This window comes from Microbacterium sp. NPDC064584, from assembly GCF_040687315.1.
GTDB classification, from domain to species: domain Bacteria; phylum Actinomycetota; class Actinomycetes; order Actinomycetales; family Microbacteriaceae; genus Microbacterium; species Microbacterium lacus.
The window spans coordinates 825,086-837,749 of record NZ_JBFBMZ010000001.1 but is presented as its reverse complement, the minus strand read 5'-3'; the positions used below and the strand labels follow the sequence as shown (position 1 = coordinate 837,749).

The window sequence follows — 12,664 nt, the reverse complement described above, 5'->3', positions numbered from 1 at the left end:
CACTGATGGCTTCCGTGCGCGACATTTCGCACACCACCGCGGACACGCCCGGAACGCCGGACGCCGAGGGGGGCGACGCTCAGGCGACGCCCCCCTCGGGGCGCCCTCCCCGCCGCGGGCGCGCCCCGGGCCGGCGCGCCCGCGGCGCCGGATGGGGATCTCGTCTCGAGCTGCTGATCCTCATCGGCCCGGCGCTGATCGTGTTCGTCGCCTTCGTCATCTTCCCGGTGGTGATGGCCGCGTACTACGGCTTCTTCAGCTGGTCGGGATTCGGCCCCGCAGTCGACTTCGTCGGCCTGCGCAACTACATCGTGATCCTGACCGACCCGGCCTTCCACGAGGCACTCGGCCACAACGTCTTCATCGCGATCATGTCCCTCGTGCTGCAGGGTCCCGTCGCGCTGGGACTGGCGCTGCTGCTGAACCGCAAAATGCGCTTCCAATCCGCGATCCGCGTGCTGATCTTCGTCCCCTACGTGATCTCCGAGGTCGTCGTCGGAATCGGCTGGTCGCTCATGCTGCAGTCCAACGGCGCGTTGAACGGCCTCCTCGAACGAGTGGGGCTGGGCGCCCTCGCCACCGACTGGCTGTCCGACCCGTCGATCGCGATCTGGACGCTCATGGTGATCATCACCTGGAAATACGTCGGGTTCGCCACGATCCTGTTCCTCGCAGGTCTCCAGGGGATCCCCGGTGAACTCGCTGAGGCAGCCGCGATCGACGGCGCGTCCTACTGGCAGATCCAGCGCCACATCGTGCTCCCCCTGCTCGGTCCGACCGTGCGCATCTGGGCGTTCCTTTCGATCATCGGCTCGCTCCAGCTGTTCGATCTGGTGTGGATCATCTGGGGTCAGTACGTGGCCTCCACCGCCGGCACGTCCACGATGGCGACCTACATGGTCGCGAACGGCCGCAACGCCGGCAGCTTCGGCTACGGCAGCGCCGTCGCCGTCGTCATGTTCCTCATCTCGCTGGCCGTCGCACTCCTCTACCAGCGCTTCCTGCTTCGTCGCGACACCGCCGGAGCCATCACGGGAGGGAAGGCCTGATGGCCACTGTCACACTCGCCGCGCCTCCGGCGCCCCGGCGAACCTCACCGGCCCCTCGACGGTCGGCGGGCCTCCTGATCTACTTCGTGGCGCTCGTGCTCATCGGGCTCATGCTCGCGCCTGTCGCCTACATCATCCTCGGCGGATTCCGGTCGAACTCCGAGATCACGGTCGACCCGTCCGGGCTCCCGACCGTGTGGAACTGGCAGAACTATGCCGACGTCCTGCTCAGCGGTGTGTTCTGGCAGCAGGTGGGGAACTCCACGATCACCGCTGTCGTCACCACGGCGGTCGTGGTCTCCCTGGGGCTCATGGCCGCGTTCGCGCTGGCCCGGTACTCATTCCGCGGGCGCGGAGCCGTCTACGCCCTTTTCGCCGCGGGGCTCATGTTCCCGATGACGGTCGCGATCACGCCGCTGTACATCCTGGTGCGCAACCTCGGTCTGATGAACTCTCTCGCCGGCGTCATCATCCCCCAGGTCGCTTTCGCCCTGCCGATCACCGTGATCATCCTGGTGCCGTTCCTGGCGGCGATCCCCAACGAGCTCCAGGAGGCGGCGGCGATCGACGGATGCAGTCGCCTGGGCTTCTTCTGGCGAATGGTGATCCCGCTCGCCGTGCCCGGTGTGATCACGGTCGGCATCCTGGCGTTCATCGGCAGCTGGAACAGCTACATGCTGCCGCTGTTCATCCTGAACAACGAGAACTCCTTCACCCTCCCGTTGGGTACGCAGGCGTTCGCATCGCAGTACTCCGTCGACACGGCGAAGGTGCTCGCCTTCACATCGCTGTCGATGATCCCCGCGCTGGTGTTCTTCAGCCTGTTCGAACGACGCATCGTCGGCGGGCTCACGGGTGCGGTCAAGGGCTGAGGAAGAAGTCATGATCGAGAACGAACAGCGCGCTTCGGCGCGCGTAGAAGACCTCATCGCTCAGATGACGCCGGAAGAGAAAGTCGCTCAGCTCGGCGGGTACTGGATCGATCAGGGCGACGAGGTCGTGGCGCCGATGGCGGACGAGCTCGGCTCGTCGACCGCTTATGAGGAGGCCAGCCGTCACGGCATCGGGCACCTCACCCGGGTGTACGGCACGCGGCCCGTCGACCCGATCGCCCGCGCCGAATGGCTCTGGGGCGAGCAGCGGCGCCTGCGCGGGCAGACCCGGCTCGGCATCCCGGCGATCGTGCATGAGGAGTGCCTGACGGGCCTGGCCGCGTGGAAGGCCGCCACCTATCCCACCCCGCTCGCGTGGGGGGCCTCGTTCGATCCGGAGGCGGTGCACGAGATGGCGCGCCTGATCGGCGGCACGATGCGCGAGCTCGGCATCCACCAGGGCCTCGCTCCCGTCCTCGATGTGATCCGCGACCCGCGCTGGGGCCGCGTGGACGAGTGCATCGCAGAGGACCCCTACGTCGTCGGCACGATCGGTACCGCCTACGTGCGCGGTCTGCAGGAGACGGGCGTCGACGCCACCCTCAAGCACTTCGTCGGATACTCCGCCTCGCGCGCGGGTCGCAACCATGCGCCGGTGTCCGCGGGACCGCGCGAGATCGCCGACGTCCTCCTCCCGCCGTTCGAGATGGCCGTCCGCGACGGCGGTGCGCGGAGCGTCATGAACTCGTACGCCGAGATCGACGGGATGCCGGTCGCCGCCTCCGCGGAACACCTCACCGATCTGCTGCGCGGGCAGTGGGGCTTCGACGGGGTCGTGGTCGCCGACTACTTCTCGGTGCTGTTCCTGCAGACGATGCACGCGGTCGCCGCGAGCCCCGCCGAAGCGGCCCGTCTCGCGCTGACGGCCGGGGTCGACGTCGAACTCCCGAACGCCGAGGCCTACGCGGAGCCGCTCCTCGCGCTGATGCGCACCGGGGGCATCGACGAGGCGATCGTCGACCGTGCCGTGGCGCGCGTGCTCGCTCAGAAGGAGCGGCTGGGGCTTCTGGACGAGACCTTCGACGCGGCGCCGCGAAGCGCGGACCTGGACGGCCCCGCGCACCGCGCGGCGGCCCGTCGGCTCGCCGAGGAGTCGGTCGTGCTCCTCTCCAACGACGGCGTCCTGCCGCTGCACTCGCCGCAGCGCATCGCCGCGATCGGGCCGAACGCGGCGTCGGCCGAGGCGCTCATGGGCTGCTATTCGTTCGCGAACCACGTCCTCGCACACCACCCCGGCGTCGAGTTCGGCTTCGAGATCCCGACCGTGCTCGACGCCCTGCGGTCCGAGTTCCCCCAGTCCGAGATCGTCCACGCCGAAGGGTGCGACGTCGAGGGAGAGGACCGCAGCCGCATCCCCGACGCCGTCGCCGCGGCGAGGGATGCCGATGTCGCGGTCGTCGTCGTCGGCGACCGCGCGGGGCTCTTCGGGCGCGGCACGGTCGGCGAGGGCAACGACGTGGAGAGCCTGGAGCTGCCCGGAGTGCAGCGGGAACTCGTCCAGGCGGTCGCCGCGACAGGCACCCCGGTCGTGCTCGTCCTGCTGACCGGCCGTCCGTACGCGATCGACTGGGCGCTGGATGCGCCCGGCGCCCCGGCGGCCGTCGTCCAGTCCTTCTTCCCCGGTGAAGAGGGCGCACCCGCGCTCGCTTCCCTCCTGTCCGGGGCGAGCGTGCCGAGCGGCCGTCTGCCGGTGTCCCTGCCACGGTCGGCGGGATCGCAGCCGTACTCGTACCTGCACCCGATCCTCGGCGGTCCGAGCGACGTCACCAGCGCGAGCAGCGCCCCGGTGCGTCCGTTCGGCTTCGGGCTCAGCTACACGACGTTCAGTCACACCGACCTGCGCGTCGACGGTGCCGCGCCGGCCGGCGACTCGTTCCGCGCCACCGTCCGCGTGCGCAACGACGGCGAGCGCGACGGCACCGACGTCGTGCAGCTCTACGCCCGCGACGTCTCCGCCTCGGTGACGCGTCCGGTCGCGCAGCTGCTCGGCTACGCCCGGGTGGACCTTCCGGCCGGGGCGGAGCGCGACGTGGTGTTCGACGTGCCGTCCACGCGCCTGGCCTTCACCTCACGGGCGGGAACGCGCATCGTCGAACCCGGCACTGTGGAGCTGTGGGTCGGGCCGTCGTGCGCCGAGCGCGAGGCGAGCGCGGTGATCGAGCTGACCGGAGACGTGCACGTCGTCGGATCGGCCGACCGCCGGGTGACGGACGTCGCGGTCCTCGCCGCGGTGCCGATCGGATGAGGCACCGCGGCCGCAGGCGGGAGTAACGTCGGAGCCACCGGCGCGCACGGCGCCGGGAGGAAGGCCGCCACATGTCGATCTCGACCGAATCCCCGTCCCGGACGGATGCCGACCTCCAGGCGATGGCGCGCGACCATCTCTGGATGCACTTCTCCCGCCAGTCGGTCATGACCGAAGGCCCCGGGGTGCCGATCATCGTGAAGGGCGAGGGGCACCGCATCTGGGATTCGACCGGCAAGGAGTACATCGACGGTCTCGCCGGTCTCTTCGTCGTCAACGCCGGACACGGTCGGCGCCGGCTCGCGGAGGCTGCTGCCCGTCAGGCCGAGCAGCTCGCGTTCTTCCCGATCTGGTCCTACGCCCACCCCGCCGCGATCGAGCTGGCCGACCGGATCGCCGATCTCGCGCCGGGTGACCTCAACCACGTCTTCTTCTCCACCGGCGGCGGGGAGGCGGTCGAGACTGCGTTCAAGCTCGCGAAGCACTACTGGAAGCTCGTCGGGCGCCCCACGAAGCACAAGGTGATCTCGCGCTTCATCGCGTACCACGGCACGCCGCAGGGCGCGCTCGCGATCACGGGCCTGCCGGGAATGAAATCCATGTTCGAACCCGTGGTCCCCGGCGGGTTCCGCGTGCCGAACACCAACTACTACCGTGCGGGCGAGATGGGCTTCGCCGGAGGCACTCCGGAGGAGTTCGGCGTCTGGGCGGCCGACCGCATCGAGGAGATGATCAACTTCGAGGGTCCCGACACGGTCGCCGCCGTGTTCCTCGAGCCGGTTCAGAACTCCGGCGGATGCTTTCCCCCGCCGGCCGGCTACTTCCAGCGCGTCCGCGAGATCTGCGACAAGTACGACGTGCTCCTGGTCTCGGACGAGGTCATCTGCGCGTTCGGCCGCCTCGGCCAGTACTTCGGCGCGGACGTCTACGGCTATCAGCCCGACATGATCACGTTCGCGAAGGCGGTCACGAGCGGCTACTCGCCGCTGGGCGGCACGATCGTGAGCGACCGCATCTACGAGCCGTTCGCCCACGGCCAGGCCTCGTTCCCGCACGGCTACACGTTCGGCGGGCACCCGGTCTCGTCCGCGGTCGCGCTGGAGAACCTCGACATCTTCGAGGAGGAAGGGCTGCTGGCCCACGTCCGCGAGAACTCTCCGGTCTTCCGGTCGACGCTCGAGCGGCTCGGCGACCTGCCGATCGTCGGCGACGTCCGCGGCGACGGATACTTCTTCGGCATCGAGCTCGTGAAGGACAAGGCCACGAAGGAGACCTTCGACGACGACGAGTCCGAGCGGCTGCTGCGCGGCTTCCTCTCCAAGGCGCTCTTCGACGCGGGCCTGTACTGCCGCGCCGATGACCGCGGCGATCCCGTGATCCAGCTGGCGCCGCCGCTCACGATCGGCCCGTCCGAGTTCGATCAGATCGAGCAGATCCTGCGGAGCGTCCTCACCGAGGCCTGGTCGCGGCTCTGAGGCGCGGCATCCGATCGGGAATACCCGCCCGGCGGTCGCGTTCCACCCCGCATGACACGCTTCGGAATCATCGGCGCAGGACATATCGGCTCTACCCTCGCCCGGGGACTCGTGGACCGCGGCCACGATGTGGTCATCAGCAACTCGCGCGGCCCCGCGTCGCTGCAGGAGCTCGTGGCCGAGCTCGGCGAGCACGCCCAGGCGGGCACCGTGACGGATGCCGCAACCCGGGGTGAGGTCGTGATCGTGACCGTCCCCCTCAAGGCCTATCAAGAGGTGCCCGTCGCACCGCTGGTCGGCAAGATCGTGCTGGACACCAACAACTACTACTGGGAGCGCGACGGCCGGATCGCCGCGCTCGAGGAGAAGACCACGACCACGAGCGGCATGCTCCAGGAGCACCTGCCCGAGTCGAAGGTCGTGAAGGCGTTCAACCACATCATGTCGGGACAGATCCTCACCGACGGCTCGCCCGCGGGAACGCCCGGTCGCCGAGCTCTCGCGACCTCGAGCGATCACGCGGACGCCGTCGCATTCGTGACCGCGCTGTACGACGAGTTCGGATTCGACACGGTGAACGCCGGACCGCTCTCGGAGAGCTGGCGGGTCGAGCGCGATCAGCCCGCGTACGTGGTGCGGCAGGACCGTGACGAGCTCGAGGCCAACCTGGCACGCGCCACGCGCTGACAGGGCATATGGTGGCCACGTGGGCACCATCTACTACGGAGGATCGGCGACCCCGATCCACATCGAGGACCGCGCGATGGCGCATCTGAAGGTCGTCATCGCGACCAAGCTGCGTCGGAGCGAGAGTTTCACGGTCACGTGGCGCCACCCCGACGATCAGCCGCGTGGGCGCACCACGATCTGGCTGCACCCGTCGATCCCGCTCCGGTTCGTGTTCGACGACCCCGAGCCGACGAATCTGAGCCGCGAGTGGATCGAGGAGCTCGCGAGTTCGGCGAACTCCTCCGGCGGCATCACGCTCATCGCCGAGCACTTCGACACCGGCCCGATCCCCGTCATCGGCGAGGACGGGGAGCAGGATGCCGACATCTCCGTCGGCAAGGTCGAAGTCGATGAGCTCACGATCGAGAAACTGACCGTGGCAGGCAACGACGTGCCGCAGAACCCGGCTGACGAGGCCGCGGAAGTACTCCGCACGAGCGAGATGCCGGCTCAGCCCGAGCGCTGACCCGGACGGATCACTCTTCGGCCGGCGTGTCCTCGGTCGGCTCGGGAGTGATGGTCAGACCGTTCGGGCCGCTCGCGGCCTGCATGAGGTCTTCGATCCACGCCCGGTTGATGCGCGGGTTGCGGCTGCCGAAGAAGTGGAACTGGATCGGCACGGACGGGTGCATCCAGAAGCTGCGCCGACCGCTGCCGTCACCGACCTCGACGTCGAACATGAACGCCTCGGTGCGCCGGAGCTTGTTCATCACGACGATCCGCAGATGTGCCAGCGTGCGATCGTCGATATCGACCGAATTCGCCATCGTGTCGTAGATGAACCTGCCCATGGTGCGAGCCTACTTCGTGGAGCGGACAGCCCGCCTCATCGCGGGGGTCAGGGTGCCGCGCGGCGGCGCATGATCAGACCCGCAGACACCGTCGCCGCGAGCACGAGCACCACGAACACCAGCAGGACGGCCAGCGGCGGGGCGAAGGACAGCCCGGCACCGACGGCGAGGACGGGGATCACCGGGCCGAGGTACGCGATCAGGAACAACAGCGCGACCGTCTCTGCGGAGTGCCCCGGCTCGGCGATCGCGAGCGAGGTGCCGATCGCCCCTCGGAAGAGCAGACCGACGCCGAGCCCCGCGATCACCCCGCCGCCGAGGAACAGGGCGATCTGCACGAGGATCGCCCCCGTAGCGACACCCATGAGACCCACGGTGCACGCGAGGACGGCCACCGTCAGCTGCGTCCGCAGCCGCGCTCCGGCGAGCGCGAGCTGGCCGGCCGCCGACGCCCCGAAGATCGCGAAGACGCTGATCCCCGCCAGCAGGTGGTCGCGGTCCTCGAACTCGCCGCCGAGGAAAGTCGGGATGAGCGAGCTGAACAGCCCGAACACCGCGAAGCCCGCGAACGCACCGAACGCGGCCACGAGGAAGATGGACCGGTTCGCGCGCGGCACGGAGAGCTTCTGCGGGCGGTAGCGAGGCGCCTTTGCGGGTCGCGCCACCGTCTCCGGCACCGCCGCGACGGCGACCAGCGCAACGGTGAGGAGCACGAGGAAGAGGACGTGCGGGAGCACGAGCGGGTCGGGGAGCACTTCGGCCATCGCTCCCCCGATGAGGGAGCCGAGCGCCAGTCCGCCGAGGTTCGCTGCACCCGCGACCGAGGTGGCGAACGCCGGCTTCTCGGTGGGGGCAGCGACCGCGCGCACTTCGCCGAGGTACGCCGTCGCGGTCGCCGACATGATGCCGATGCTCACTCCGTTGACCAGGCGCGCGGCCACGAGCCCCGCGGTCTCCGGCCAGGCCAGGAACATCACGCCCGACACGAGCGAGATCGCGACGGCGATCAGGATCATCGGGCGGCGCCCGAACCAGTCGCTGATGTGGCCGAACAAGTACAGGCTCACGATCACCCCGACCGCGTAGGCGGAGTAGATGACGGTCACGAGGCTCACCGGGAAGCCGTCGCTCTGCTCGTACAACGGGTACAGCGGGGTCGGCACGGTCGAATAGGCCATCGTTGCGGCGAAGACCGCGGCGACGATCCAGAAGCCGGCTCGGGCTGAGGCGTGGGGCATCATCGCCCGGACCGTTCGATCACGCCGCTCAGCGTAGTGCGTCGGCTACAGCCCGACGAGCTCCGCGCTGCGGTCCCACAGACGTCGGGCGAGATCGGCATCCGCCGCCTGCGGATTGGTCCGCGCGACCTTCAGCTTCTCGTAGTACTCACCCGAGGCCCAGTCCGTCCCCGGCGTGGTCTCGGCCAGCCAGAGGAGCGTCTGCGCGCCGCGGTCGGCGGAGATGAGCCCGAAGGCGTGGCGGAGGGGCGTCTGGTACACCCAGCGCATGGCGCTCGTCGACTCCGACGCGAAGTTCGTCGCGACCGGGCCGGGATGGAAAGCCGCCGCCGACAGCCCCTGCGCATGGAACCGCCGATGCAGCTCCTTCGTGAACAGGATGTTCGCGAGCTTCGCGTCGCCGTACGCCTTGTTCGCGGAGACCCGGCGCTCGTTCTGGAGATCGTCCAGCTGGATGTCGCCGAACAGGCGCGCGGCGGCACTCGAGGTCGTGATGACGCTCGCCCGCGCCGCCAATAGCGAGGGCATGAGCAGATTCGTGAGGAGGAACGGCGCCAGGTGGTCCACCTGCAGGGTCTTCTCGAAGCCGTCGACCGTCGGGGTGCGGTCACCGAAGACCCCGCCGGCGTTGTTGACCAGGACGTCGACGGCATCGACCTCCTCGTCGATGCGCGCGGCGAGCGCCCGCACCTCGCTCAGATCGGCGAAGTCCGCTGCGAAGGCGGGACTGTCCAGCTCCGCCCCGATCCGGCGGGTCTTCTCGGGTGAGCGCCCCACCAGGACCAGCCGGTGACCGCGCTCGGCGAGCCTGCGGGCCGCAGCGGCGCCGATGCCGTCGCTCGCCCCCGTGATGACGATCGTCTTGGTCTGCTCTCCGGTGCTCATCACTTCGACCCTCGCACGGATCGGGGGCGCAGGGGTCACGACGAGGGACCTTCGGCCCTTCGGACGGCGTACGCGCTCCCGTACCGTGCGAAACGGCGGCGCATGGAGCACCGCGGTCCGGGAGGAGGCCCGTCGTGGAGACGATCGTGCTGGGATTCGACGGCAGCCCGTCCTCGATGGTGGCACTGGACTGGGTGGCGGAGCGCGCCGCCGCGGGACCCCGCCGGGTCGAGGTCGTCATGATCGGTGGCACACTGCTTCAAGACGACTTCGGCCGCGACGCCGGGCTGATCGAGGCCGAACGGCGCCTGCGCGACCGCGCGCCCGACGCCGAGGTCGATGCGCATCGCTTCACGGGGCGGATGCCGGACGCCCTGCTCGAGCGCGCGCGGGGCGCCGATCTGCTGGTGATCGGGTCGCACCGAGGTCGGCCCCTGTGGTCGGCGGTGGCCGCCTGGATGCCGCTGCGTGTCGCCTCCCGGACTCGCACCGCCCTCGCGGTGATCCCCGACGACTGGCCCGAGCGCTGGACGACGAACGCCGGCGGCGTGGTCGTCGGCGTGGACGATGACGACTCGTCGCTCGCCGCGGTCGACTTCGCGGCAGCCGAGGCCGCCGCGGCGGGTGTCCGTCTCACCCTCGTGCATACGTGGGCGATGCCGGTCCCGCAGATGGAGGGATCCGTCGCGCTCCTCGCCTCGCCGATCGAGACGCGTGCCACGCATCGTCGGGTGATCCGCGACGCGATCACCCGCGCCCGCGCGGCGCATCCCGATCTGCTCACCGAGCAGATCATCGAGCAGACGAGCCCGGCCACGGCGCTGCTACGGGCCTCCCGGGCGGCGAATCTGCTCGTGCTCGGCACGCACCATCGCACACTCTTCACGGGCGCCGTCCTCGGATCGACCGGACAGGACGTGCTGTCCCAGGCGCACGTCCCGGTGTGCGTCGTCCCGAGCGCGAGGACCGACTCGGTGTGAGAGGGCTCTGGCTAGACTCGCCTGGACGGGAGGTCGCCGTGTCGCGGACCGATCAGCACGCGCAGGTCGACGACGACCGCGCGGATCGGCGACTGCGAGATCTGCTGCGGGCGACGACATCCGTCGTGGAGCGCCTCGACCTCGAGATCGTGCTCCGCCGAATCGTGGAGTCGGCGATGAACCTCGTCGGCGCGCGGTACGGCGCTCTGGGCGTCATCGCGGCCGACGGCGACGGTCTGGAGCGGTTCATCCACGTCGGCGTCGATGCGGCGACCGTCGCCCACATCGGTCACCTGCCGGCCGGACGCGGACTGCTCGGTGCCGTGATCGCCGAGCGTGCCCCGATCCGCCTCGAGAACCTGACCGCCGATCCCCGCTCGGTGGGCTTCCCCGCCCACCACCCGGCGATGGATGCGTTCCTCGGGGTGCCGATCCGCGTCGGCGAGCAGGTCTACGGCAACCTCTACCTGGCCGAGAGCGACCACGGCCCCTTCACCGGGGACGACGAGGAGCTCGTGGTCGCGCTCGCCGCGAGCGCCGGCATCGCGATCGAGAACGCCCGACTGTTCGACATCACCCGCTCACGCGAGGCGTGGAGCGCGACGACCGCCGACGTGATGGCGGCGATGCTGGATGCCGACACCGAAGACGTCCTCGAGGTGATCGCCGACCACGTCGGCGCACTGATGGACGTGGACCTCGTCGCGGTCATGGTCCCGCACGGCGACGAGGAGTTCCGGGTGACGACGGTGCGCGGTGCGGCCGGCACGGCTCCCGGCGCACCGGCCCGCGGCGAGATCCTTCCCGCCGCGGGCACGCTCGCTGCGCGGGCGCTGTCGACCCGCCGGGCGGCGAGCGTGGACGCGCAGAGCCTGCCGGACGGCCGGAGCGACCGCGGCCCCACCGTCGCGATCCCGCTGTTCGCCGCGGACGAGCCCCTCGGCGTGCTCACCGTCTCACGGCGCCCCAACGCCCCGGCCTTCACCGCCGTCGACCTCGACATGGCGTTCGCGTTCGCGGGCCAGGCGGGGGTCGCGATCGAGGTGGTGCGGGCGCGCGAGGACCGGCGTCGGCTCGATCAGAGCCGGGATCGAGCCCGGATCGCGCGCGATCTGCACGACCATGTGATCCAGCGGCTCTTCGGAGCCGGTCTGTCCCTGCAGGCGGTGTCCACGACGGTGGATGCCGAGGCCGGAGCCGCGATCGAACGGCAGGTCGACGCCCTCGATGCCGCGATCAAGGACATCCGCACGGTGATCTTCGCTCTCGGCTCGGGCGACCGCACGCAGCGTCGCCTGCGCGACAGGATGCTCGACGTCGTCTCCGAGCTGTCCACCGGCATGCTCATGACGCCGCGCGTGACGTTCGCCGGGGCGCTGGACTCGCTCGTCTCGACGGGACTCGCGGACGAGCTGACCGCGGTGCTGCGCGAGTGTCTGACGAATGTGGCCAAGCACGCACAGGCACAGAGCGTCGAAGTCGCTCTGAGCATCGAGTCGGGAATCGTCACCCTCACGGTCGTGGACGACGGGCGCGGCATCCCATCGGATGTGCACATGAGCGGGCTCGCCAACATGATCGAGCGCGCCGCGCTGCTCGGCGGAACGTGCACGATCTCCCCGGGACCCGAGGGAGGCACCCGGGTGCGGTGGACGGTGCCTGCGACGACGGAAGGACGGGCGGGATGATCCGCGTATTCCTGGTGGACGATCACGAGATCGTGCGGCGCGGGATCGCGCAGCTCGTCGACGCCGAACCCGATCTGACCGTCGTCGGCGAAGCCGGCTCGGTACACGAAGCGGGGCGCCGGATCGAGGCCACGCTGCCGGATGTGGCGGTCCTCGACGTCCGCCTCCCCGACGGCAACGGGATCGACCTCTGCCGGGACGTGCGTTCGGCGCATCCCGAGATCTCCTGCCTGATCCTCACGGCGTACGACGACGACGACGCCCTGCGCTCGGCCGTCCTGGCGGGGGCGAGCGGCTACGTCCTGAAGGACATCCGCAGCCGGGCCCTGATCGACGCGATCCGGCGGGTCGCGTCCGGGCGCACGATCCAGCCGCCGGCCGTGCTGCAGCAGGCGGCGAGCGCGCTCGCGCCGGCGGCGCGCGAAGAAGCGGTCGCACCCGCACTGTCGCTGCGAGAGGGTCAGGTGCTCTCGCTGATCGCGGAAGGGCTGACCAACCGCGAGATCGGCGAGCGACTCGGGCTCGCCGAGAAGACGGTGAAGAACTACGTGAGCGGGTTGCTCGCGAAGCTCGGCATGGAGCGGCGCACGCAGGCTGCCGTCTACGGTGCCGAACACCGCCGCGAGCGCTCCTGAACGGCGGGACCTTCGGC

Annotated in this window: 11 protein-coding genes and 1 pseudogene; 9 read left to right on the top strand and 3 right to left on the bottom strand. The window is 70.0% G+C overall.

The window, feature by feature from the left end; all coding sequences use genetic code 11:
- Window positions 1-5: 5 nt before the first annotated feature.
- The 6 genes and pseudogenes from AB0P18_RS04020 to AB0P18_RS03995 all read left to right on the top strand — a co-directional run.
- Window positions 6-1,049, top strand: a complete 1,044-nt coding sequence (locus tag AB0P18_RS04020) for a sugar ABC transporter permease (RefSeq protein ID WP_363359030.1) — start codon at window positions 6-8, stop codon at window positions 1,047-1,049.
- The gene (locus AB0P18_RS04015) at window positions 1,049-1,921 is read left to right on the top strand and encodes a carbohydrate ABC transporter permease (RefSeq protein WP_363359029.1); all 873 of its coding nucleotides are present in this window, start codon (window positions 1,049-1,051) and stop codon (window positions 1,919-1,921) included. Before AB0P18_RS04020 ends, AB0P18_RS04015 begins: the two co-directional genes overlap by 1 nt.
- A gap of 10 nt (window positions 1,922-1,931) precedes the next feature.
- The gene (locus tag AB0P18_RS04010; RefSeq protein WP_363359028.1) at window positions 1,932-4,226 is read left to right on the top strand and encodes a glycoside hydrolase family 3 N-terminal domain-containing protein; all 2,295 of its coding nucleotides are present in this window, start codon (window positions 1,932-1,934) and stop codon (window positions 4,224-4,226) included.
- A 71-nt stretch (window positions 4,227-4,297) separates the two neighbouring features.
- Window positions 4,298-5,701, top strand: a complete 1,404-nt coding sequence (locus AB0P18_RS04005) for an aspartate aminotransferase family protein (RefSeq protein ID WP_344051602.1) — start codon at window positions 4,298-4,300, stop codon at window positions 5,699-5,701.
- A 51-nt stretch (window positions 5,702-5,752) separates the two neighbouring features.
- Window positions 5,753-6,388 carry an NADPH-dependent F420 reductase gene (locus AB0P18_RS04000; RefSeq protein WP_363359027.1) on the top strand — a complete coding sequence of 212 codons (636 nt, stop codon included), beginning with the start codon at window positions 5,753-5,755 and terminating at the stop codon, window positions 6,386-6,388.
- Window positions 6,389-6,407: 19 nt separating this feature from the next.
- Window positions 6,408-6,692: pseudogene (locus AB0P18_RS03995) on the top strand (hypothetical protein); the annotation flags it as partial.
- Window positions 6,693-6,906: 214 nt separating this feature from the next.
- Here AB0P18_RS03995 and AB0P18_RS03990 read toward each other — a convergent pair.
- Genes AB0P18_RS03990 through AB0P18_RS03980 form a run of 3 tightly spaced genes read right to left on the bottom strand, consistent with a single transcriptional unit; the run spans window position 6,907 to window position 9,344 of the window.
- Entirely contained in the window at window positions 6,907-7,221 is a 315-nt protein-coding gene (locus tag AB0P18_RS03990; RefSeq protein ID WP_344051598.1) for an ATP-dependent DNA ligase, read from the bottom strand.
- 47 nt (window positions 7,222-7,268) lie between these two features.
- On the bottom strand, window positions 7,269-8,462 hold the full coding sequence (locus AB0P18_RS03985; RefSeq protein WP_363359025.1) for an MFS transporter: 1,194 nt from the start codon (window positions 8,460-8,462) through the stop codon (window positions 7,269-7,271).
- Between the two features lie 42 nt (window positions 8,463-8,504).
- Complete coding sequence (locus tag AB0P18_RS03980) at window positions 8,505-9,344, bottom strand: SDR family NAD(P)-dependent oxidoreductase (RefSeq protein ID WP_363359024.1); 840 nt, start codon at window positions 9,342-9,344, stop codon at window positions 8,505-8,507.
- A 134-nt stretch (window positions 9,345-9,478) separates the two neighbouring features.
- On the opposite strand from AB0P18_RS03980, the gene AB0P18_RS03975 reads away from it, so the two are divergent.
- The 3 genes from AB0P18_RS03975 to AB0P18_RS03965 are packed head-to-tail and all read left to right on the top strand — an operon-like array spanning window position 9,479 to window position 12,647.
- A complete protein-coding gene (locus tag AB0P18_RS03975; RefSeq protein ID WP_344051592.1) occupies window positions 9,479-10,324 on the top strand; it encodes a universal stress protein in 846 nt (281 codons plus the stop codon).
- A gap of 38 nt (window positions 10,325-10,362) precedes the next feature.
- The gene (locus tag AB0P18_RS03970) at window positions 10,363-12,012 is read left to right on the top strand and encodes a GAF domain-containing protein (protein WP_363359023.1); all 1,650 of its coding nucleotides are present in this window, start codon (window positions 10,363-10,365) and stop codon (window positions 12,010-12,012) included.
- Window positions 12,009-12,647, top strand: a complete 639-nt coding sequence (locus tag AB0P18_RS03965) for a response regulator transcription factor (protein ID WP_344051588.1) — start codon at window positions 12,009-12,011, stop codon at window positions 12,645-12,647. The genes AB0P18_RS03970 and AB0P18_RS03965 overlap by 4 nt, the downstream gene beginning before the upstream one ends.
- The last annotated feature ends 17 nt before the right edge of the window (window positions 12,648-12,664 follow it).

What these genes read in the sequence shown, in the direction of transcription:
- AB0P18_RS03990 (WP_344051598.1), bottom strand. Translation starts at nt 7,221, where the DNA reads ATGGGCAGGTTCATCTACGACACGATGGCGAATTCGGTCGATATCGAC.
- AB0P18_RS03985 (WP_363359025.1), bottom strand. Translation starts at nt 8,462, where the DNA reads ATGATGCCCCACGCCTCAGCCCGAGCCGGCTTCTGGATCGTCGCCGCG.
- AB0P18_RS04005 (WP_344051602.1), top strand. Translation starts at nt 4,298, where the DNA reads ATGTCGATCTCGACCGAATCCCCGTCCCGGACGGATGCCGACCTCCAG.
- AB0P18_RS03965 (WP_344051588.1), top strand. Translation starts at nt 12,009, where the DNA reads ATGATCCGCGTATTCCTGGTGGACGATCACGAGATCGTGCGGCGCGGG.
- AB0P18_RS04020 (WP_363359030.1), top strand. Translation starts at nt 6, where the DNA reads ATGGCTTCCGTGCGCGACATTTCGCACACCACCGCGGACACGCCCGGA.
- AB0P18_RS04015 (WP_363359029.1), top strand. Translation starts at nt 1,049, where the DNA reads ATGGCCACTGTCACACTCGCCGCGCCTCCGGCGCCCCGGCGAACCTCA.
- AB0P18_RS03980 (WP_363359024.1), bottom strand. Translation starts at nt 9,344, where the DNA reads ATGAGCACCGGAGAGCAGACCAAGACGATCGTCATCACGGGGGCGAGC.
- AB0P18_RS04010 (WP_363359028.1), top strand. Translation starts at nt 1,932, where the DNA reads ATGATCGAGAACGAACAGCGCGCTTCGGCGCGCGTAGAAGACCTCATC.
- AB0P18_RS04000 (WP_363359027.1), top strand. Translation starts at nt 5,753, where the DNA reads ATGACACGCTTCGGAATCATCGGCGCAGGACATATCGGCTCTACCCTC.